Here is a 20,347-nt window from a genome sequence, read left to right on the forward strand (position 1 = left end):
GCTGGCCAGACTTCTGCGCCACCGCGGGGTGGACGCCGTCTGGCTGTCCGCCGCCTCCGGCGTACCGGAGAGCGAACTCCAGCAGGTGCTCGCGGGCGAGCCGCCGACGGCCCCGCACCTGGGCGCCCTCGCCCGCGCGCTCGGCTTCCACGCCGCCGACCTCCACGTGATGGCCGGAGTGCCGGTGCCTGACGCCCTCGCCCCCGTAGACCCGGCAGCCGGACCGGCGACGGCGCGGCTGCTCCGGATCACGATGGCGCTGCCGCCGGATCAGCGGGACCACGTCCACCGCTCGGTCGAGCGGCTCCCGCAGGAACCCCCGGACGGCACCGTCGAACGGCCGGGGGCCTACGACCAGGAGCACGCGGGCTTCGGCGCGATGCTCGTGAACCTGCTGTGCGGAAACCGGAACCTGCACCCGATGTCCGCCGCGGTCCACACCCTGGGGCTGCTGAGCGGGGGACATGTGGTCCTGTCCCCCTCCACCGTCAACGCGGTCGGCCGGGGACGCGCCGAGTTGACCCCCAGTCGCGTTGCGGGCTTCGCCGCCGCCCTCGGCATTCCGGCCGGGGACCTCGCCGCCGTCGCCGGTGTCGGACTCCCTGAGCCGTCGTGGCCCGACGATCCGCTGGCGGCCGAGGCGGCGGGGCTGCTCTGGAACTGCCGGCGCCTGACCGGCTCCCAGGCCGAGCGGCTGCGGGTCGAGGCCGAAGCGATGCTTGTGGCGGTGCCTGATGACGCCGCCGACGAGGACTGGAACCGGGTTCATCACATCGCCGGACGTTGGTGGGGTGCACCGAAGCGGTGACGGGACCGGCGTCAGACGGCGCTCGGGGGCGCCTGCCGGAGCTCGGTTGGCGGCCTTGGTGCCGTCAGACCGGGTCCGGCTTCTGCAACAGGGTGAGCAACTGGTCGCCTACGCGGGCGATCTCCGACCGGTAGGGGGTGTCGGAGAGCACGAAGTGGGTGACCCCCAGGGCGCGGTAGGCGCGCAGGGCCGCGGCCACCTCGTCCGGCGAGCCGACCAGCCAGGTGCTGCCCGCGCCCCCGCCGCCGAGGCGGGCGGGGGCGGTGTAGAGGCACGAGTCCAGCACGTCGCCGCGCCGGGCGAGGTCGTACAGGCGCTGCTCACCGACGGCCCGGCGCCGTTCGTCGGTCATCGTGGAGTCGGCGCGGCCGGCCATCGCGGCGACCTTCTGCTCGGCGTCCCGCCACGCCTCCTCGCTGGTGTCCCGGACGAGTGTGGTGACGCGCAGGCCGAACTCCAGCGGAGCGTGCTCCCGGCCCAGGGAGGCACTCAACTCCCTGAGTCGGCTGATCCGTTCGGCCACGCCGTCGAGCGGCTCGCCCCAGAAGAGCTGCACGTCCGCCTCGGCGGCGGCCACCTGTTCCGCTGCCGCCGAGGCGCCGCCGAAGTAGAGCCGCGGCGTCCTGCCGTGCTCGGCGCCGTACGGCCGCGGGTTCAGCGTCGAGTCCTCGACGGTGTAGAACCCGCCGCGGAAGGTGACGTTCTCCCGCGTCCACAGCCGGCGTACCAGGCGCAGGAACTCCCGGGTGCGGTCGTAGCGGCGGGGCTGTTCGGCCTCGCCGTCGCCGTAGGCCCCGGCGTGGTCCAGGCCGCTGACGACGTTCACCAGCAGTCGGCCCTGGCTGAGGTGGTCCAACGTGGCCGCGGCGGCGGCGAAGTGCGCGGGCTGCCAGTAGCCGGGGCGGACCGCGACCAGCGGTTGGAAGGTGGTGGTGCGGGCGGCGAGCGCGGTGGCCACGGTGAAGGTGTCGGGCCGGCCCCACCCGGCGCCGATGAGCGCGCCGCCCCAGCCGTGGCGTTCGGCGGCGAGGGCGAGGTCGGTGGCGAAGTCGAGGGTCCCCCAGCCCGTCGTCGTGGTGTCGCCGCGATGGCCGGGCTCGACGGTGTTGGGGATGTACCAGAGGAACTCGGACGTCATGGCCGTACTCCGAATCGTCAGGGGGCCGAGGGCGCGGGCGCGTGCGGTGCTTCCGGGCGGCGGACGAACGTCCGTCGCGCGGGCGGTCCTGGCAGGTGGGCCGGCGAGCGGGACGCTCCGTAGCACCTCGGAGGGCGCGATCAGGCCGGCCGCCGTCCGCGGAGGAGCACCGAGCGGCGCGCGTCGGCCGAGCCGGAGGAGTCACCTCGCGCCGCGCGCGACGGCGCGGCCACGGCTCAGGGGGCTACGGGCGACAGAGCATGCCGGCCGACCGGAGGAGGTCGACGTAGGCGCGCGTGGTCAGCCTTGTCCCTTCATGCACGGCTCAACGCTAGGCGACGCCGCCCGGCCCTGGCAATGGCACCCGAAATGCGGCATGGGGCAAGAGGGCGAGGTTCAAGTGGCAACGGACGGACGGTACTTCGACCCCGTCCCCGTCGCCCGGGGCGGGCGCGACCCGCGGGCCCCGGCCCGTAACGTTTCCCCGCCCCCATCGCGTCATTGGAGTGTCGGACCGTAGGGGAGGGGCGAGGCAGGATGCGTAGTGCGGCGACCGATGCGTACAAGGAGTTCGCGACAGCGCGGGCGGGGCACCTTTTCCGCTCCGCGTGCCTGCTGGCCGGCGGGGACACCCACCTGGCCGAGGATCTCGTCCAGGAGACGCTGGGCCGGATGTACGTGGTGTGGGGGCGGATGGGCAAGGTCGCCAACCCGGCGGGCTACGCCCAGACCGTCCTGGTGCGCACCTTCCTCACCCACCAGCGGCGGCGCAGCAGCCGGGAGAGCCCGTCCGCGGTGCTGCCCGACCGCGCCTCGCGCGACTCCGGCGGTGACGCGGCGCTGCGGGTCGCCCTGTTGACGGCGCTGGCCGCGCTCGGGCCCAAGGACCGGGCCGTGTTGGTGCTGCGCTACTGGGAGGACCGCAGCGTCGAGGAGACCGCGACGGTCCTGCAGTCCAGTCCCGGCGCCGTACGCACTCGCGCGGCACGTGCCCTGGCCCGGCTCCGCGAGGAGTTGGACGGAAGCCTCGCCGATCTCGTGGCGGGCTGAACGCCCCTCGGCCGCAGCGTCGTTCGGCCGATCCCGCCTCCTGATTCCGGCCCGGGTCGCCGTCCCGGTGCCGCGTGCCCGAATCCGGTCCGTGGCCGCGTCCACGCCGCGCTGTCGCTACCGCTCTACCGCCGCACCGCCTTGCCACCCCCATCTCCATCCCATCCCACTGCGACACAGGAGACGGTGATTCGCCATGCCCATCGACCCCGAACACGCCCCGCACACCGATCCGGCGGAGGCCGCCGAGGCCGCCGCGTTCACCACCGCGCTGCACCGCACCGCCGACGGGCTGCCGGCCGCCGACGGCCTGTCCCTGGTGTCGGCCGGGTACGCGCGCGGCCGTACGCTGCGTCGCCGCCGCGCGGCGACCGTCACCGCGGGGGCGGCGGTCCTCGCGCTCGCCGGCACCGGCGGGGTGCTGGCGACGGGCGCCGGCCATGGCGCCGCCCACGGCGGGGTCGCGAACGGGCCCGCGGTCGTGGCGCCCCCCGCGTCCTCCGGCCGAGCGTCCGGGACGCCCTCACCCACGGCAACGGCCGCACCGGGATTCACCGCGCGGCAGGTGGAGGACCTGCTGGTGTCGATGCTGCCCCCGGGCACGATCTCCGGTCGCGAGGGGCGCGGCACCGACAGCGAACTGCCGCCGTACGCTGACGTGGTCTTCGACGACGGCCACGGCCTGTCCTCGATCGGGGTCTCCGTCCAGCCCGACGGCCAGCTCCCGCCCTGCACGCAGACCAAGGCCGGCGGCTACTCGTGCACGCAGTCCCACGTCCACGGCGGCACGCTGGTCGTGCTGAAGGGGTACGAGTACCCCGACCGCCGTGTGGACACCAAGGACTGGACCGCCGAGTTCCGCGCGAGCAACGGGTCTCTGGTGACGGTCGACGAGTGGAACGCGGCGGCCGAGAAGGGCGCCCCGGTGAGCCGCCCCGAACCCCCGCTGAGCGCGAGCCGGCTCGGCGCGATCGCGACGAACAGCACGTGGCAGCAGGTCATCGCCGCGATGCCGACCGATGTCAAGGGCGGCCTGCCCGCGTCCACCGTCAGTCACGCGAGCACCGGCTGACGGGGGCGGGTGCAGCACCCACCGAGTGGTTGAAGTTCGAACGGAGTCGGTCAGGAAAGCAGGAAGGAGGGGAGCAGGAAGGAGGGAGGCAGGAAAGCGGGAAGCGGGAAGCCGGAAGGCCGGCCGTGGCGGGGCTTCCTCGATGGACGGAGAATGAGAGAACGGAGGCCGGGCCGACGCGACGTGCGCGCACCGTACCGCCGCACCGGACCTGGGGCCTGCGGTGGTGTGCGGCACGCGCTCGCGGTCGCGGTCCGGGTCGAGGGCACGGTCGTGGTCGCGGTCCGTGGCGCGGTCGTGGTCGCGGAGCGTGCGCTGGGTCGGGTGCTCAGGTCGCCGCCGGACGCGCCGTGGAGTGGAGGAGGACCATGCGGGAGTTCCTGGTCGAGATCACCACCACCATCCCCGAGGGGACCAGCCAGGAGGAGGTCGACAGGCGGCGGTCCGCCGAGGCGGTCCGCGCGAGGGAACTCGCCTCGACCGGCCACCTGGCGCGGCTGTGGCGCCCGGTGGGCGAACTGCGCAGCATCGGCGTCTGGCGGGCCGCGGACGAGGAGGAACTCCGCGAGAAGGTGCTGGGCACGCTGCCGCTGCACCCCTGGATGAGCTTCGCGGTCACCCCGCTGGAACCGCATCCCAACGACCCCGGGCGGACCGGCGGCACGTCGTGACGGCGGCACCCGCGCCGGGGCGGCGCCGAAACCCGGCGGCGTCGGGCCGTCGGCCGCCCGTACGTGCGCCCCTGCCTGAGCCGTCCGTACTTCTGCCCCCGCCTGTGGAGCCGTCCGTACTTCCGCCCCCGCATGTGGAGGGAAGCCTCGCATGACCACCTCGCGAGACCTGCTGATCGTCACCATGGACGACGCGGAAGGCGGTCCGGCCGATCCGGACGACCTCTCGCTCGCCCTCGCCGGAGCCGAACTGCTCGACCTGATCGATGCCGGGGCGGTGGCGCTGGACGGCGACGTGGTCGTGCCCGGACCGCCGACGACCACCGGCGACAGCCTGCTGGACCAGGCGGCGTCGTCGCTCGTCCGGCAGGAGCCGTACGAGACCGTCGGGAAGTGGTTGTTCCGTCGTGGCGACAGGCTGTCTTCGGCCTATCTGGCCGCGCTGGAGACGGAAGGCGGTGCCACCCGGCCGCGCCACCGCTGGGTGCCCGTCCGGGCCGACCGGCCGGTCCTCGCCGACTCCCCGGCCCGTTCGCACGCGGCCGAACGGTGGGCGTCGGGTGAACCCGTCCTCGCCGTCCTCGCTGCCGCCGTCGGCATCCCCGCCCGTCCGACCGGCAGCGTGGAGCCCCTCGCCGACGACGAAGCGTCCGACGCGGGGGACACGGACGCGAGGGAGACGGTGCTGGCCGCGGTCAACCACGCGGTGACGCAACTCGAAGCCGTACGGCAGCGGCGCAGCGTCGAGGACGCGGCCTTCGACAACATCTGGGCGAGCCCCCTGACGTCCCCCTGACGTCCCCGTCGTCCACGCCGCCGCGCCCGTTGCCGGGGCGTGGACGACGGGGACGTCACCGTGCTCGGAGCCCTCACCCGAGGATCTGCAGCAGACGGTCCGCGAGAACAGCGGCGGAATGGGGGTTCTGCCCGGTGACGAGGTTGCGGTCCTCCACCAAGTACGGCTCCCACGCCTTGCCGCGGCTGTAGTCCACGCGGACCTTGTCCTTGAGTTCGTCCTCCAGCAGCCACGGAGCCCGGGAGGCCAGCCCCACGCCCTCTTCCTCCTCGTTGGTGAAGCCCGTGACCTTGTAGCCCTTGAAGGGCGACTCGCCGTGGATCCGGGTGGCCAGCAGCGAGGCGGGCGCGTGGCACACGATCGCGAGCGGCCTGCCGGAGGCGAGCTGCGCCGTCAGCAGCCGGCCCACGTCGGCGTCGAACGCCAGGTCCGACATGGGGCCGTGACCACCCGGCAGGTAGACCGCGTCGTAGTCCTCAAGGCGGACGTCCGACAGTTCGAGCGGCCGCCGCATCACCTCGGCGTCGCGGATGACGGCCTCCAGGTCCAGGGCTCCTTGCTCGCCGCCCGCCATGGAGGGGCGCAGGCTCATCATGTCGACGTTCGGCGTCACACCCCCGGGGGTCGCGACCACGACCTCATGGCCGGCGTCGGTGACGGCCTTGTACGGGTTCGCGAACTCCTCGGCCCAGTAACCCGTCGCGTATCTGGTGCCGTCCTTGAGTACCCAGTACGTCGCTCCGGACACGATGAAAAGCAGCTTCGCCATCAGCAGTGCGCCTCCTCGTCCTCTGTTCGGCGCTTTCAGGTGAGTCGCGGTTCGGTGGATCGGCGATTCCACGGGATTCCACGGGATTCCACGGGATTCCACGGAGTTCCACGGGAGTCCGCGAGACGACGTGGTTCGGTGATCCGGCGGAGTCGGCCGCGCATCGCACCGGATTCCAGCCTAGGCACGCGTTCGATCGGACGCACGCGCGCGGCTTTGCGCGGCTTTCCGCGCCCTGCCGCGGCTTCCCGCTGGTTGTTCGCCGAGCCGTGCGACGGCGCACCCGGCAGCCTTCGCCGTCGACGTCAGCCTGGTTTTCAAGGAGGCTTGAGGTGCGGAGGACGGAGTTCGTCCGGCGGTTTCCATGATCAGACGCAATCAGACGCAATCAGACGCGACCGGACGCGACCGGACGCGACCGATGTGATCGGAGGGAAGGCGATGGGAGACCAGGAGATCCGCGCGGCGCTGGACCGGCACTGGGCGGCATCAGCCGCCGGGGACCAGGACACCGAGCACGACATCTACCACGACGACGTCATCACCGACTATCCCCAGTCGGGTGAGCGTATCCGCGGCCGCCGCAACCTGCAGGCGCTGCGCTCGCACCACCCCGCCAAGCTCACTTTCACCATCCGCCGGATTCTCGGCAGTGGGGACCTCTGGACCACCGAATACGTGATCGACTACGACGGGAAGCCGGCATCCACCATCAGCATCATGGAGTTCCGCGACGGCAAAGTCGCCCACGAGACACAGTACTTCGCGGACGATTTCGCCCCACCCGCGTGGCGTGCCCAATGGGTGGAGCCCTTGCCCGGCCGATGACGCTCGGCCCGACGACGTCAGGCCGGTATGGCCTCCGGCCGACGACGCCCGCACGATGGCACCCGCGCGCGGCGGCGGAGAAGGCGGAGGCGACGACGGGGACGCGGGGTTCCCGGAGCTGGTGGGAGAAGGAGGCGCCCTCGCCCGGTGGCGGCGCGCCCTCAGACGAGGCCGAGTTGGCGCATCATGCCGAGTTCGTCGCTGCTGCCCCAGCGCTCGACGAGCCTGCCGTTCTCGAAGCGGCTGATCTGCAGCCCGCGGAAGCTCACCGCCCTGCCGGTCGGTGCGTGGCCCGCCAGCTCGCCGCGGTGGGTGCCCGTGATGGTGTAGGCGAAGGCGAGTTCGTCCTCGGTCGCCAGCAGGTGCTCGACCTCGACGTGCAGGTCGGGGAAGGCACGCCTGAGGTCGCCGAACATGGCCTGGTACCCCTCGGGGCCCGGTCCCTGACCGGGGGCGGGGTCGTGGTCGACCGCGCCGGGGGCGACCACGTCCGCGATGGCGGCGAGGTTCCCGCTGTTGACGGCCTCGCCGAAGGCGGTCTGGGCGGCGATGTTGTCCTGCTGGGACATGGCGCTCCTCGGTCTCTGAAGGCGGTGTCGGCCGCCTGGCCGCTCCGTCGGAACAGCCCCCACAGCCACCGATCCTCGGCAGCGGGTCCGGCGGCACCCTCCGACACGCCAGGAACCACCCCCTAACGGGCCCGCCCCGTGCGCCCGTCCGTCCCAACGCCCGCCCGCCCGCGCGTCCTGCCCCCGCACCCGCCCCTGCGTTGCGCGGGGCGTTGTGCCGCTTGTCGGCGACGTGCTCGACCAGGTGGTCTCGGGATGCCGGCGCCGGGGGCGGAGCGCACCGTGTCGGCGCCGGCGCGGGGCGGGTCCCCGGCGGCCGTGCGTTCCGGACGAGGCCGGGCGGTCACTCCCCGGTCGGGCGGTCACTCTCCGGCCGGGTGGTCACTCCCCGGTCGGGAAGTCCGTGGAGGCGGCCAGGTCGTGCTGCGTCTCGAAGAAGCCGATCCGCGTGCGCAGCGCGTCGAGTGTGCTGTTCAACGCCTGCGAGCCGAGGACCATCCGCAAGGGCGCCGGTTCGACGTCGACCGATCCGATGATCGCCGCGGCCATCCGCCGCGGGTCGCCCGGGGCCAGGCCGCCCGCGGGGTCGAGCATCGCCGTGAAGGCGTGGGCGGGGGTGCCGGCGTAGACGTCCGTCAGGTCGGCGACCTGCGCGCTGCCGTAGCGGAACTCGGTCCGCGCGCCGCCCGGTTCGACGAGCGTCATGCCGATGCCGAAGGGTGCGACCTCCTGCGCCACCGACTCGACGAAGCCCTCGATGCCCCATTTGGTCGCGTGGTAGAGGGAGTTGCCGGGGAAGGCGACCTGCCCACCGTAGGAGGAGAGTTGGATGACGCGGCCGCCGCCCTGGGCGCGCAGGTGCGGGAGCGCGGCGCGGATCAGGGTGATGGAGCCGGTGAGGTTGGTGGCGATGATCCGGTCGACCTGGCCGTCGGTGAGCTCCTCGGCCGCGCCGAACAGTCCGTATCCGGCGTTGGAGACGACCACGTCGACCCGGCCGGCCGCGAAGGCCCGGTCCACCGCGTCGCGCACCGCGGCGGTGTCGGTGACGTCGAGGACCTCCGCCCGGAAGGCTTCCGGATGGCTCTTCTCCAGATCGGCGGCCTTGTCCCTGGAGCGGACGGTGCCGATGACGCGGTCGCCGCGCTCCAGCAGCTGGGTGGTCAGGGCACGGCCGAAGCCGCTGCTGACGCCGGTGATGAGCCAGGTGCGATCCGTCATGCTTCTTCCTTCGCTGTGGTGGCGGTGGTGGCGGTGGCGGTGGGCCCGCGGGAGGTCACAGGTGTTCCCGCACCATGGCGCCGGTGCGAGTACCCCCTGGACGGGGGAGGACGCGACGCGTGCGCAGGACCGGGTCCGCGGGTGGCTTGTCCCACGGTCCCCCGGGCCCGGGAGGCGGGCCACCGGGGAAGGGCCGTGGGCGCCAGGCGACGCGGTCCAGCCTGCCGCCTCCTGCCCAGGTCAGGCAGGCCGAGGTGAACAGGGGTTCGGCCAGCGGGGGTGTGACAGGGCCCCTCTCTCGGGACGTGCCATATCGGAGGAGGGGCAAGACTGGCCTTATGGCATCCGAGCAGCACAGCGGCGGCGAGGAGCTGGGAAGGTTTCTGCGCGCCCGCCGTACCCAGACCAGCCCCCAGGCGGTCGGCCTCACCCCCGGGCCCGGCGTACGGCGTACCCCGGGGCTGCGCCGCGAGGAGCTGGCCACGCTGGCCGGGGTCAGCATCGACTACTACACCCGGCTGGAGCGCGGCAAGGAGACCCGCCCCAGCCCCGCCGTGGTCGACGCCCTCGCGCGGGGCCTCCAGCTCGACGACGCCGAGCACCAGCACCTGCGCGACCTGGCGGTGCGCGCCGCCCGCCACGCGCCCCAGCCGGCCCCGGCGCCCAGCCGCACGGTGCGCCCCCACCTGAGGCTGCTGCTGGAGACGGTACGGCCGAACCCCGCGTACGTCGTCAGCCGCAGCATGGACGTCCTCGCGCACAACCCCGGCGGGCTCGCACTCTACGCCGGCATCGCCGACTGGCCCGCCACCCAGCGCAACCTCGCCCGCTACCTGTTCCTGCACCCCGCCGCCCGGCAGGTCTTCCCCGACTGGGACCAGCAGATCCGCGGCTGCGTGGCCCGGCTGCGCGCCCTGGCCGGGACCGACCCCGACGCCCCCGACCTCACCCGGCTGGTCGGCGAACTCCTGCTCAAGAGTCCCGACTTCGCGGGTCTGTGGGAGCGCTACGAGGTCACCGGCCGCAGGCACGCCACCAAGACCTTCCAGCACCCCCAGGTCGGTGCGATCACCCTCGCCTTCCAGGGCATGGCCCTCGAAGGCACCCCAGGGCACCGCATGGGCGTCTACACGGCCGAACCCGGCACGCCGGACCACGACGCCATGCTGCTGCTCGACATGGCCGCGGCGCACACCGAGTCGGAGCCGTCCCGGCGGAACCGCTGACGGGCGGTGCGGGACAGAGCTGTTCGGGTGACTTCATGGGGCGTGCGGCAGCACGCGGCGGAAGGGCCGGTGCTTCGTGCGCGGACTGTGATCAGCTCGACCCTCTGACTACTTTCTGTAGTGAGTCGATCGCGGAGAGGTATGCACCACTCCCGCGGCGCCGCAGTGCTGGTCGGAGGGTCCGGGCATGTGTATGGCCATGCCGTGGGCCGGGTGGGGCACCTGATCCGCCGGGCGCGTCCGTTCGCGGACCGGCCGGCGAAGACGGGGCGGGAGCCCCTTCCCCGATGCTCCCGCCCCGTGCGAGGCCCGAGAAGGCCGACGGCGGTGACGGCTGCCGACGAGCGGCGGGCGCGCCCGAGCGGCCGCGCCCGTGACTCGGGCGCGGCCAGCGGCCAGTGGCCAGCGGGCGTGTCCGTGTCCGTGGCTACGCCCGTGTCCGTGGCTACGCCCGTGGCCGCGTCACGGCGCGGTGCGCTCCGCGAGGGCGTCGACGGCCGCGGCCACCTGGCGGCGCGCCGGGGGCAGCCAGGCCGTCAGCTCCGGGGAGTCCGCGTACTCCGAGTCCAGCAGGAACAGGCCCCGGGTGGGCACGGTGGCTCCCAGCTCCACTAGCACCGGCTTGAGCAGCAGGTCCGCCGCCAGCCCGTGCCGCCAGTGCGCGCCGAGCATCAGCGGCACCGCCGTCACGCCGGTGAGGGCACCGTGGTCGAGGCCGTCGAGGAAGAGCTTGAGCAGCCCGGTGTAGGACGCCTTGAAGGTGGGGCTCGCGACCACCAGCAGGCTCGCTCCGGTGACCGCGGCGGCGGCCTCGGCCACGCCCGGGTCGCCGGGGGTGAGCAGCGCGGGGCCGAGCTCGGAGAGCTCGACGACGTGGTCGGGGCGGCCGCCCGTCAGCTCCTCCGCGACGCCGAGGGCGGCCTTCAGGGTGCGGGAACCGGACCGGGGGTTGCCGGAGAGGACGACGACGCTCATGGAGGCTCCTTCGAGGGCGGCGGGACCGGCACGGCGGTGTCCGTGCGGGGCCGTTGTCGATTCGTGCGGGTTCCTACGACAGGCGTGCGGAGCGTGAAGACAGTGCGGGGGGTGCGGGGAGTGCGGGGAGTTGCGGGGCGGCGCCGGGGCAGGCGGGGAGCGGCGAGGGAGCCGATCGGAGACCGGTTCCGGCATGGGTGAGAGGGCGGACGCTGCCGGGAGGGCGGGCGCCGCCGGCGGGTGCCCGGGATTCGAGCGCGCCCGCGAGGGGCCGGGGCTTCGGTGGCCGGTGCGGGACGGGTGGGTCAGGCGCCCGGACACAGGGCGCTGGCGACCCTGCGGAGGTCGACGTGCCTCCGGCGGAAGGTGCCGAGCCCTTGATCCTCTCGACGCACTCCGGACCCCGCCTTCCCCTCGCGTCCCCCGCGACCGCTCCGGTCGCTCCGCCCGTCGGCTCGGTCGCCCCGTCCGCCGGAGCGGGGGCTGAGCGGCCTGGGCGCCGCCCCCGCCGCCTCGCATCACGCTAAACCGCGGCGGCGTCCGGCACAATCCCCGCCCGCCGGGACGGCAATCCGGCGGAAGTCCGCTCGGGGTCCGCTCGGAGTCCGCTCGGAGTCCGGTCGGAGTCCGAGCGGAACTCCGGCAGGAGTCCGACGGTCCCGGCCCGGGGGGTGTCCGGCGGGCGCGCCGGACACATATCTGACGTCATGTCAGATCCGGAGGAGGAAGAGCGGTTGGAAGACGCGCCGGCGGTCACCGCGCCGGCGCGCGTTTGACCGGGCTCCGCGTCGCCGGTTACCTTGCGCGGCATGCAGCGGACCACACACCTGACGACGCGGGGTCACATCGACCTCAAGCGCGTGTGCTCCGCAGCGTGTCGCCGGGGCTGAGCGCGGCCGCTCCGTGACGGAGCGCCCCACGGAGGCACCGCCGCCGGCCCGGAGCCGGCCGACCGATCCCGAGGCCCTGCGCGGTCCGCGACCGCGCCGAGCGGGAAGCCCCCGACGCCCTCGGCCCGCGAACTCCGCGACACCCCGCCATGCCCCCACATGCCCCGCCATGCCCGGCCGCATCCGGCGGCACCCGGCCGTACCCGCGACTCCTCACCGCTCCTCACCACCACCACTCCTCGCGACACTCCTCCGTACCCTGACAGGAAGTCCATGTCGACCACCGCCGTTCCTGACGTGCCGGAGACGACGCCGGCCCCGCAGTCGATGGCGAAGCTGCGTGCGGCCCATCCAATGCGTCGGCGCCCCTTCTTCGCGCTGTCCGCGGACGCGGCGCTGGCCGCGTCCGGACAGGCCCGAGGGCCGGCCGGCGCGGACCGCGACGCGCGGGACCTGCCGTCGGGGGCGCCCGCCGGCGGCACCGGGCTCGCCATCGCGATCCACGCCGTCCAGTGCATGCTGCGCGAGTCCGGGCTCGACGCCCAGTTGCCCTTCGCCCTTTCGAGCTGGCCCGGCCTCGGCGCGGGGCGCCACGTCATCGAGGGCTTCCGCACGCACGCGGTGGACCTGGCGGGCAGTTCCGGCATCGTGCCGATCCAGGCCCGGGACGTCGGAGTCGGCGCCCGGATCGTCTCCGTGCGGACGCACTCCAGGCCCGGCTTCGTCCTCGCCACCGCCCCCGGCGGCTCCATCGCCTCGGCGGCCGGGTTCCGGGGCGGGCGGATCGGCATCCCCGAAGAAGAGGCCCAAGGCGTGGCCGTGCTGCGGGCGTTGCGGGAGGCGGGGCTGGAGAGTGCCGACGTCACCCTCGTCCCGCTGCCCGGCGACCAGCTCCTCGGCGCGCTCCAGACCGGGCGGGTGGACGTCGCCCCGCTCGGCGAGCCGGCGCTCACCGCGTACCTGGCCCGGCACGGCGGCGACGGCGCGCGGAGGGTGACGACCGGCGTGGTGGACGAGCTGTCGGTCCTCTGGGCACCGGCGGAGGTGCTGGAGGACGACGCCAAGGCCGAGGCCGTCCGCGCCTTCCTGCCGCTGTACGCGCGGGGCGTCGTCTGGGCCTGGGAGCACCCGGAGCAGTGGGTCCGCTCCTACTACGCCGAGGAGCAGGGCCTGTCCACGGCCGACGGGCACCGGATCGTCGCGGCGGGTGGCGCCCCCGCCTTCCCGGTCGCCTGGGACCGGGCCGTCGCCTGGCAGCAGGAGACCGCCGATCTGATGCGCCAGAGCGGGTTCGTCGGGGAGGTCGACGCGGCGCAGCTCTTCGACCGGCGCTTCGAGGGCGTCACCGCCCAGGCCGTCCCGGCCCGGTACCGGACGACGTCATGACCTGGGCGCCCCCCAGGACCGCGCGCGGGTCCGGCGCGTCCGGTCGGTCCGGCCGATCCGGCGCCTCCAGTGGGTCCGGCGCGCCCGGTACGGTCCCGTAGCCGGTGTGCGGGACCGGGCGGGGAGCGGAGCCGGCCGGCTGGGCATAATGACCCGGTGCGAATCTCGGCCAGGGCGGACTACGCGGTGCGGGCGGCGCTGCAACTGGCAGCGGCCGCTCCGACCGGACCGTTGACGGCCGAGGCGATCGCCTCGGCGCAGGCGATCCCGCACAAGTTCCTGGAGGGCATCCTCAACGACATGCGGCGCGGCGGGATCGTCCTCAGCCAGCGCGGGCTCAACGGCGGCTACCGGCTGGCCCGCGCGCCCGAGGCGATCTCCATCGCCGACGTCGTGCGCGTGGTCGACGGCCCTCTGGTGTCGGTGCAGGGGCTGCGCCCGCCCGAACTCTCCTACGACGGCCCCGCCGCCTCGCTGCTCACGCTCTGGGTCGCGCTGCGGGCCAACGTCCGGGAGATCCTGGAGGGCGTGTCCCTCGCGGACGTGGTCTCCGGGAGCCTGCCGGAGGCGGTCGCGGCCCTCGCGGCCGATCCCGCGGCCTGGTCCAACCCCTGAGATTCCAGGGGCTGTTCGGGCCCCTGACCGGAGTCGCCCTTGTCCCAGGGGCCTCAGCGGCGCATAATCCTACTGTTCCGGTAGGGAAACTAGGGAATACCGCGGGCCGACGACAGGGACGGGGGCGGCGTGCAGGGCACCATGACCGGCGACGCGCCGGCTCCCGACACCTTCTGGCAGCGGGTGGTCCGCGAGGTGGCCGACGACCTCGCCTCCGACGCGCTCGACCGCGACCGGGCGGGGAAACCGCCGTACGACGAGGTGGCGCGGCTGCGCGAGGCCGGACTGCCCGCGGTGCTCACGCCGCCCGGGCCGGACGGGCGGGGCACGGCCTGGCCGTGGGCCTGCGCCGCGGTCCGCCGCACCGCCGCCGCCGACGGGTCGGTCGGCGAACTCCTCGGCCGCCACGCCGCCCTGTCCTGGAGCGCCCGGTTCTTCGCCGCGCCCGAGCGCGCCGCCGTCCTGGAGCGGACCGCCGCCGACGCGGGCTGGCTCTGGGGCGGCGACACCGGCGCGTACGGTGCCGGCGGCGGCCACCTCGCCGCCGCCGAGCCCCTGTTCCTCACCCCGGTGGCGGACGGCTTCCTGCTCGGCGGCAGCCGCGAGTTCGCCACGGCGGTGGGCCTGGCGGACCGGCTGGCCCTCGACGCGGTGCGCACCGACACCGGTGACGCGCTGGTGGTCGTCGTCGACCCGGCGCACCCCGCGGTGGCCGGCGACCCGACCCCCGGCCGGTTCGGGCAGCGGCTCGCGGGCGCGGGGACCGTCCACTTCGACGACGTGCCGATCGCCCCCGACCAGGTGCTCGGCGCCGCCGCGCAGGACGAGCACGCCACCGTGCCCTTCGCCACGCTCGCCCCGCTCGCGCTGCGGCTGATGCTGGCCAACGTCGCGCTGGGCGTCGCCGAGGGCGCGCTCGCGGAGGCCGGGGACGCGGGGCGGGCCGGCGGCTTCGGCCCCGGACCGTACGGCGCCGCCGATCCCGCCGGGTGGCGGCCGCCCGGCGCCGACATCGACGCCGACGCGCTGCTGGCCTACGGCGAACTCGCCCTGGCCGTACACACGGCGGCCGCGGTGGTCACGGGGGCGAACGACGCCATGGACGACTCGCTGGGCGCGGGCCGGGAACTGACCGCCGACCAGCGCGCGGAGACCGCGGTGGCGGTCGCCTCCGCGGAGACTGTGGCCACCCGCACCGCGCTCCTCGTCGGCGAACGCGTCCTCGGCCTCGCCGACAGCGAGGGGCTCGACCGGTTCTGGCGCAACGCGCGCGTCCTCGTCGGACGCGGCCTGCCCGCGGTGGCCCTGCGGTCCATCGGCGACCACTTCCTGCACACCGCGCACCGCGCCTCCCCGCAGTGGATGTGACGGAACGCCGCGGATGAGGCTCGGCCGACGGTGCCCCAACCGACCGGCGGCCCCTCTGCCGCACGCCGGTTGGGGCACCCAACCGACCGGCGGCCCCTCTGCCGCACGCCGGAGCCCGCCACGGCCTGACGGCCTGACAGCCCACCGGACAGCCGTTCCCACCTGCCGACCGGGACGGCCGTTCCCGCCGTTCCCGCCTTCCCGCACATCCCGGGCGCCCGGGCCTCCCGGGCGTCTCGCTGAAGGGGCTGCCCGCTGCGCTGGGACCGGTGGCCGTGCCGGAGCCGGCGTGCCCTCGGCACTGGGGCGGCACCGGGGCGGCGTCGGCGGGCCTCGGGGGCGGGCGGCCTGCCTCCGAACGGGCCGCTCCGGCCGCTAGGCCGTTTCGGCCGTTTCGGCCGTTTCGGCCGCCAAACGCCGGCCCCCGGCCCCGGAAGGCCGCCGCCGTGGTGTCGGCGCGGCGCGTCCGGGGTCAGGGGGCGAGCGGACCGGATCGCGAGAGCTCACTCCAGCGGGCGTTCCGCGATCGGCTCGGTGTGGGTGCCGGCGGCGAGACGGGAGGTCCAGGAGACGAGCTCGCGGGCGAACCCGTCCAACGCGGCCGGCGGGATGGGGGACGGACGGATCTTCCTCCTGTGGTGCGGTGGGGTCGCTCCGCGGATGAAGCGGGAGCGCGGTACGAGGCGCAGCCGGATTCCCTGTGCGTCGGCCTCGCGGACCAGGCTGCTCATTTCGGGGTTGACCAGGATTTCACGCGTGATGAGCACGATCAGCCCCGAATGCCGCGCGGCCATGTGGGCGATGTTCGCGCGGGCGATGGAACTCTCGGCGGCCGAGAGGCGGTCGGCGGGCGAGCGACCGCTCAGGTGCGCCGGTTCGATGTGCGGTAAATGAGCGGCCTCCAGGACGCTGAGCGCGATGTCGACGCCCCCCGACCAGGCCGCGATGTCCGCGCTGTACTCCTGCACCGCCGTGTGGTCGAGGAGATCGACCGGGGTGGCCTCGGCCACCCCGCCCTCCTCTGCGATCTGGTGTTCCAGCGTGTTGACGGCGTCCTGCGAGCGGTCGGCGAGGAACACGAAGGCGCGTTCACGGGCGAGAGCCCTGGCGACGGCGCTTCCGAGCTGGCCGGCCGCGCCGTAGACGACGGCCATGGCGTTCTCAAACGACAATGATCCACCCCTTGTGGCCTGCGGCCTCAGCCATGGGCGCGGGAAGAGCGGTCCGGGTCGGGCGGGCCGGGCCCGGTGGCGTCCATGGATCACCCGGTGGCGGCGTCCGGTGTCCGGGACGGTGCCCGGTGGGAAAGTGAGTGTAGATGTCTGATCGGCGTGCGGCGTGCGACGGCTCCCCTGGAACCGTGAACTCTTCCGATTTCCTGTCTTCCATGTCCAAAGCGTCTGGTTGGCGCCTGCTCGGCTCCGGGACTTCCCCTGCGTTACGCCATCTTCCGGAAGATTAGGGGGCCGTGGGAAGGGAATGCGTCTTTTCGTGTGCGCCGTGGTGGTGACCTGTCCTTCGCGGCGTCCGCGGACTCCCGCCGGCGCGTTCGAGCACCCCCGGAGCGCCCGCGGAGCGACCTGCCGCGCGCTCCACGGCACCGCCTCCGCCGATCGCCGCCTTCGGCCACCGCTTTCTCCGACCGCCTCGAACTGGCCTGTGGCCGACTCTCTCGCCCCTCCGCGGCGCTGCCCGGCCGACCCGCCGCGGCAGGCGCCTCGGCGGGCGCCGTGGGCGGGCGGCAGCGGCCGGGCGGGCGCCGGGTACCGGCCACGCGGGACGCGACCGCCCCGGAAGCGCGGGCGGCTTCCGGGGCGGTCGCGTCGGGGCGCGGGTGGCGCGGGGCGTCAGCCGGTGGGCGCCGCCGAGAACTGGCCGGGGCGGCGGCCGGGCCCGCCGGGCCCCGGTACGCCTGCGCGATGTCGAGCCAGTGGTCCGCCACCGCCGACGACGCCGTGACGGCGAGGTCGTCACGGTGCCGGCGCCGGGTCACCAGCAGGCAGAAGTCGACGGCGGGGCCGCTGACGGTGTGCGGGGAGTCCTGGTTCCCGAGGATCCACACCTCGCCCGAGGGTGCCGTCAGTTCGTACCGGAACGCCGCGTCGGGAGGCGTCTCGCCGCGCACCTGGTAACCGAAGTCCCAGTTGAGCAGGGCGAAGTCGACGAGGTGCCGGATGCTGTCGTGGTAGGTGCGCTGGACGCCGATCCCGTCGGCGATGTCCTGGCCGTGGGCGAAGAGCTCCATCACGCCGGCCGCCACCAGGACCACCGCCGGGAGCGGGCGGACCAGCCACGGGACGGACGTACCGGCCGGGACGGCGGCCAACGCCTCCGCGGACGCGGTGAGTTCCTGCTTCCAGCGGGGGAGCAGCTCCTCCGGCGGCAGCGCCAGATCGCCCGCCATGGCCTTGTCCACGTTGTCGTCGAAGTCGTCGGAGAGCTGTGAGACGACGTGGCGGAAAGCGGCCGGATCGGAGCCGGAGAGCGCGGCCAGGCGGAACGTCGCCGCCATGTGGGCGACCTGGTGGGCGACGGTCCATCCCGGCGCGGGGGTCGGCCGCTGCCAGTCGCCGGGGGTCAGGTCCGCGAGCAGGGCACCCAGCCGGCTGCCCTCGGCGAGGAGGTCGGAGACGACAACTTCTTTGTCCTTCATGCGGTTTCCTTCCGGTCGGTCCCTCTGCCACGGAAGTGCCCGGGGGAGGCTCGCTCCATCGTGGGGGGCCCGTGACGCCTGGCGCGTCTCTTCGAGTGCCCAGTGGCCGGCGCTGCCGCACCCGTGTCCGCCGGGCGGCGCCGGGCCGTCGGAGCGGCGCGGAGGCCGCTGCCCCTGTGCGAGGACTCAGCCAGCACCCAGCCGGGAATCAGGCCGGACCCAGGCCGGACCCAGGCCGGAATCAGACCGGACGCGGGCTGGATCAGGCCGGACCCGGGCAGGGTTCCGCCAGGGTGCGCCAGGGCTCCGCCGCCCGTGACCGGTGGCCGCTGTTTCACGTGGTGGACTAATGGGTCGTCAATCATGTGCGTGAAAAGCAAAGTTGACGGTTCGACAGTGTGCGTTCGGCGAGGTGGCGGACGCCGGCGCCGCCCGTCGCCCGGTGGTCGTGCCGGGCAAAGCGGACTGCCCGGGAATCCTGTCCGGCCGTCACCACCGGGAGGGATTCCGGCCAATAGGCCGGGCGGGTTTCAATTGCCTACAAAACGGGCGGACGGCGGGCCTGAGAGGGAAAGCGGGGGTGCCCGCGGGCCGGAGGTGATCGGATTGTTTCGGTCGAAACGCCCGGATGTCCCCGCGCCGGAGGAAGCGGAGGCGCCGCCGGGCCGGTGAAGTAGTCTGCCCGGTCGGACCAATTGGCGTACCGGCGGGTAGGCGGCAGTGACCTGAGGGTTTGGACTGCGGGTGGAGGCTCCGGTGAAGGCACAGGTCAGCGAGCGCCGCAATGCGGAAGATGCACGACTTGCCCGCTGCTGCGACCGTCAGGGGGTGAGGTCGGCATGCGAGCCAGGTTCGGTCCATACGACCAGCCGTCGTCTGTCGGGTCTCGGTGCCGCAAGGTCATGAGTCGCGTCGCGGAATGCACAAGAGGCTAGTCTGAAGAAGGCTTCACAGAATCGAGGGCTCCTTGCGTGATTCAAACGAAATGGCCATGGTTCGTGTCGTCGAGGCAATGCGCGAGAACTTGGGCGAGCCCTTGACTCTGGATGATCTTGCCAGTGTCGCGATGTTCAGCAAGTACCATTTTTCGAGGATGTTTCAGCGCCAAACCGGTGTTTCTCCGGGGAGGTTCCTCTCCGCGCTCCGCCTGCAGCAGGCGAAACGTCTTCTCGTCACCACCGACTGGAACGTCGTCGACATCAGCCTGCGCGTCGGCTATCGGAGCGTCGGGACCTTCAGCTCCCGTTTCAGCCGCAGCGTCGGCCTGTCGCCCACCATGTACCGGCGGTGCGGAGGTCACACCCCGTCACCTGTGGGGTGTCGGGTCGTCAGCCGGATGGAGCCGGGCGGCGGCCTCGTCGAAGGGGAGCTGCGGCTGCCCGACGACGGCGACGACGAGCGGGTGGTCTTCGTCGGCCTCTTCCCGAGCAGGATTCCCGAGGGGAGCCCCATCAGCTGCACCGTCACCTCCGCACCCGGGCGCTACCTGCTCAACGTCCCGGCCGGCACCGACGGCCACATCCTGGCCTTCGCGCCCGGCAACCCGGACGGGGTCGAACCGATGCTCGGCGACGAGCAGTCCCGGCGGGTCGCCAGTACGCCGGTCGCCCTCCCCCCGGGGCTGGGCGGGCGGGCGCACGCGGACCTGATCCTCGAACGGCCCGGACCGCTGACCCCGCCCGTCCTCGTCGCCATGCCCTCGCTCAACGGCGCGGCGGGTCTCCAGCAGCACCAGACCCTGCGGCTGGCGGTCCCGGCCTAGTGCCGCTCCCGGCAGGGTGTGCCCCGCTCGCCGCCCTTGCACGGCCCGTCCGCCGCGTTGCCGTACCGGCCGAGTAGGCCCACTACGAGGCCGGTTCGGCGCCTTGCGGCTGACCGCACCAGGACACCTCGCTACCGGGCGAACCCTGCCGGTCGCGGCCCTAGACGCGGCGGCTCCGGCGTACGGGCGGCGGGGCCGGCCTGCCCGGACGGAAGCCGGAGACGCCGCCCCGGTGGCCGGCGCGGGAGGGTCCCCGCGGGCGGGAGGGGTCGGCGGCCGGAGCCGGGCACCGGTCGGCACCCGGAACGAAGCCGTCCGGTGGCCGTCCGCGGCTCGACCGGACGCTCCGGGAGGCCGGCCCGTCCGGGTGCCGCGGGAACCTCGTCCACCGGGGCTGGCACATCTGCTGTCCGGTCGCCAACTGTGCTTGTTCTCAAGGAAGTTGGGCTCCCCCGGACTCCGGCTGGGCTGTTCGGCGTCCGGCGCGCCCCGTCCGGCCGGGATGAACCACTCCCCATCAGCTGGGGGATGTTGCTTCCGGTTTCCGGTG

At 74.0% G+C, this 20,347-nt stretch carries 19 protein-coding genes and 1 pseudogene; 12 read left to right on the forward strand and 8 right to left on the reverse strand.

Annotation, left to right across the window (positions count from 1 at the left end):
• Positions 1–28: 28 nt before the first annotated feature.
• The gene (locus BS72_RS09720; protein WP_051950879.1) at positions 29–808 is read left to right on the forward strand and encodes a hypothetical protein; all 780 of its coding nucleotides are present in this window, start codon (positions 29–31) and stop codon (positions 806–808) included.
• A 64-nt stretch (positions 809–872) separates the two neighbouring features.
• Here the strand turns inward: BS72_RS09720 and BS72_RS09725 are convergent, their stop codons facing one another.
• Positions 873–1,946, reverse strand: coding sequence for an LLM class flavin-dependent oxidoreductase (locus tag BS72_RS09725; protein WP_037908702.1), 1,074 nt, complete (start codon positions 1,944–1,946; stop codon positions 873–875).
• A gap of 537 nt (positions 1,947–2,483) precedes the next feature.
• Here BS72_RS09725 and BS72_RS09730 point away from each other — a divergent pair.
• The 4 genes from BS72_RS09730 (at position 2,484) to BS72_RS09745 (ending at position 5,535) form a co-directional block, all read left to right on the forward strand.
• Positions 2,484–2,996: a SigE family RNA polymerase sigma factor gene (locus BS72_RS09730; RefSeq protein WP_037908704.1), complete on the forward strand. Its 513-nt coding sequence runs from the start codon at positions 2,484–2,486 to the stop codon at positions 2,994–2,996.
• 196 nt (positions 2,997–3,192) lie between these two features.
• Positions 3,193–4,068, forward strand: a complete 876-nt coding sequence (locus tag BS72_RS09735) for a hypothetical protein (protein ID WP_051950880.1) — start codon at positions 3,193–3,195, stop codon at positions 4,066–4,068.
• Positions 4,069–4,436: 368 nt separating this feature from the next.
• Positions 4,437–4,739, forward strand: a complete 303-nt coding sequence (locus BS72_RS09740) for a muconolactone Delta-isomerase family protein (RefSeq protein ID WP_037908707.1) — start codon at positions 4,437–4,439, stop codon at positions 4,737–4,739.
• Positions 4,740–4,890: 151 nt separating this feature from the next.
• Positions 4,891–5,535 (forward strand): GOLPH3/VPS74 family protein, encoded by a 645-nt coding sequence (locus BS72_RS09745; RefSeq protein ID WP_037908709.1) that lies wholly within the window; start codon positions 4,891–4,893, stop codon positions 5,533–5,535.
• Positions 5,536–5,608: 73 nt separating this feature from the next.
• Here BS72_RS09745 and BS72_RS09750 read toward each other — a convergent pair whose 3' ends face one another.
• Complete coding sequence (locus BS72_RS09750; protein WP_198545835.1) at positions 5,609–6,304, reverse strand: type 1 glutamine amidotransferase domain-containing protein; 696 nt, start codon at positions 6,302–6,304, stop codon at positions 5,609–5,611.
• 441 nt (positions 6,305–6,745) lie between these two features.
• Between BS72_RS09750 and BS72_RS09755 the strand changes: the two genes are divergently transcribed.
• Entirely contained in the window at positions 6,746–7,132 is a 387-nt protein-coding gene (locus BS72_RS09755; protein WP_037909829.1) for a nuclear transport factor 2 family protein, read from the forward strand.
• A 161-nt stretch (positions 7,133–7,293) separates the two neighbouring features.
• On the opposite strand, the gene BS72_RS09760 is transcribed toward BS72_RS09755, so the two are convergent.
• Positions 7,294–7,701, reverse strand: a complete 408-nt coding sequence (locus tag BS72_RS09760) for an ester cyclase (protein WP_037908711.1) — start codon at positions 7,699–7,701, stop codon at positions 7,294–7,296.
• 381 nt (positions 7,702–8,082) lie between these two features.
• Positions 8,083–8,922 (reverse strand): SDR family oxidoreductase, encoded by an 840-nt coding sequence (locus tag BS72_RS09765; protein WP_037908713.1) that lies wholly within the window; start codon positions 8,920–8,922, stop codon positions 8,083–8,085.
• Positions 8,923–9,260: 338 nt separating this feature from the next.
• Between BS72_RS09765 and BS72_RS09770 the strand changes: the two genes are divergently transcribed.
• Complete coding sequence (locus BS72_RS09770) at positions 9,261–10,148, forward strand: helix-turn-helix transcriptional regulator (RefSeq protein WP_037908715.1); 888 nt, start codon at positions 9,261–9,263, stop codon at positions 10,146–10,148.
• A 462-nt stretch (positions 10,149–10,610) separates the two neighbouring features.
• On the opposite strand, the gene BS72_RS09775 is transcribed toward BS72_RS09770, so the two are convergent.
• Together BS72_RS09775 and BS72_RS39820 are read right to left on the reverse strand one after the other, a co-directional pair.
• Positions 10,611–11,123: an NADPH-dependent FMN reductase gene (locus BS72_RS09775; RefSeq protein ID WP_037908718.1), complete on the reverse strand. Its 513-nt coding sequence runs from the start codon at positions 11,121–11,123 to the stop codon at positions 10,611–10,613.
• A gap of 305 nt (positions 11,124–11,428) precedes the next feature.
• Entirely contained in the window at positions 11,429–11,518 is a 90-nt protein-coding gene (locus tag BS72_RS39820) for a putative leader peptide (RefSeq protein ID WP_407638951.1), read from the reverse strand.
• A gap of 768 nt (positions 11,519–12,286) precedes the next feature.
• Between BS72_RS39820 and BS72_RS09780 the strand changes: the two genes are divergently transcribed.
• The 3 genes from BS72_RS09780 to BS72_RS09790 all read left to right on the forward strand — a co-directional run bounded on the left by BS72_RS09780 (position 12,287) and on the right by BS72_RS09790 (position 15,382).
• Positions 12,287–13,399 carry an ABC transporter substrate-binding protein gene (locus tag BS72_RS09780; protein WP_107498720.1) on the forward strand — a complete coding sequence of 371 codons (1,113 nt, stop codon included), beginning with the start codon at positions 12,287–12,289 and terminating at the stop codon, positions 13,397–13,399.
• 156 nt (positions 13,400–13,555) lie between these two features.
• Positions 13,556–14,014, forward strand: coding sequence for an RrF2 family transcriptional regulator (locus tag BS72_RS09785; RefSeq protein ID WP_037908720.1), 459 nt, complete (start codon positions 13,556–13,558; stop codon positions 14,012–14,014).
• A gap of 129 nt (positions 14,015–14,143) precedes the next feature.
• Positions 14,144–15,382: an acyl-CoA dehydrogenase family protein gene (locus BS72_RS09790; protein WP_232792298.1), complete on the forward strand. Its 1,239-nt coding sequence runs from the start codon at positions 14,144–14,146 to the stop codon at positions 15,380–15,382.
• 503 nt (positions 15,383–15,885) lie between these two features.
• Here BS72_RS09790 and BS72_RS32130 read toward each other — a convergent pair.
• Both BS72_RS32130 and BS72_RS09800 read right to left on the reverse strand, forming a co-directional pair.
• Positions 15,886–16,554 carry an SDR family NAD(P)-dependent oxidoreductase gene (locus BS72_RS32130; protein ID WP_157856196.1) on the reverse strand — a complete coding sequence of 223 codons (669 nt, stop codon included), beginning with the start codon at positions 16,552–16,554 and terminating at the stop codon, positions 15,886–15,888.
• 266 nt (positions 16,555–16,820) lie between these two features.
• A complete protein-coding gene (locus BS72_RS09800; RefSeq protein WP_232792299.1) occupies positions 16,821–18,035 on the reverse strand; it encodes a TIGR03084 family metal-binding protein in 1,215 nt (404 codons plus the stop codon).
• A gap of 1,066 nt (positions 18,036–19,101) precedes the next feature.
• Here BS72_RS09800 and BS72_RS37985 point away from each other — a divergent pair.
• Together BS72_RS37985 and BS72_RS37990 are read left to right on the forward strand one after the other, a co-directional pair.
• Positions 19,102–19,272: pseudogene (locus BS72_RS37985) on the forward strand (helix-turn-helix transcriptional regulator); the annotation flags it as partial.
• Between the two features lie 75 nt (positions 19,273–19,347).
• Positions 19,348–19,797 (forward strand): hypothetical protein, encoded by a 450-nt coding sequence (locus BS72_RS37990; RefSeq protein WP_232792376.1) that lies wholly within the window; start codon positions 19,348–19,350, stop codon positions 19,795–19,797.
• The last annotated feature ends 550 nt before the right edge of the window (positions 19,798–20,347 follow it).

The organism is Actinacidiphila yeochonensis CN732, assembly GCF_000745345.1.
GTDB classification, from domain to species: domain Bacteria; phylum Actinomycetota; class Actinomycetes; order Streptomycetales; family Streptomycetaceae; genus Actinacidiphila; species Actinacidiphila yeochonensis.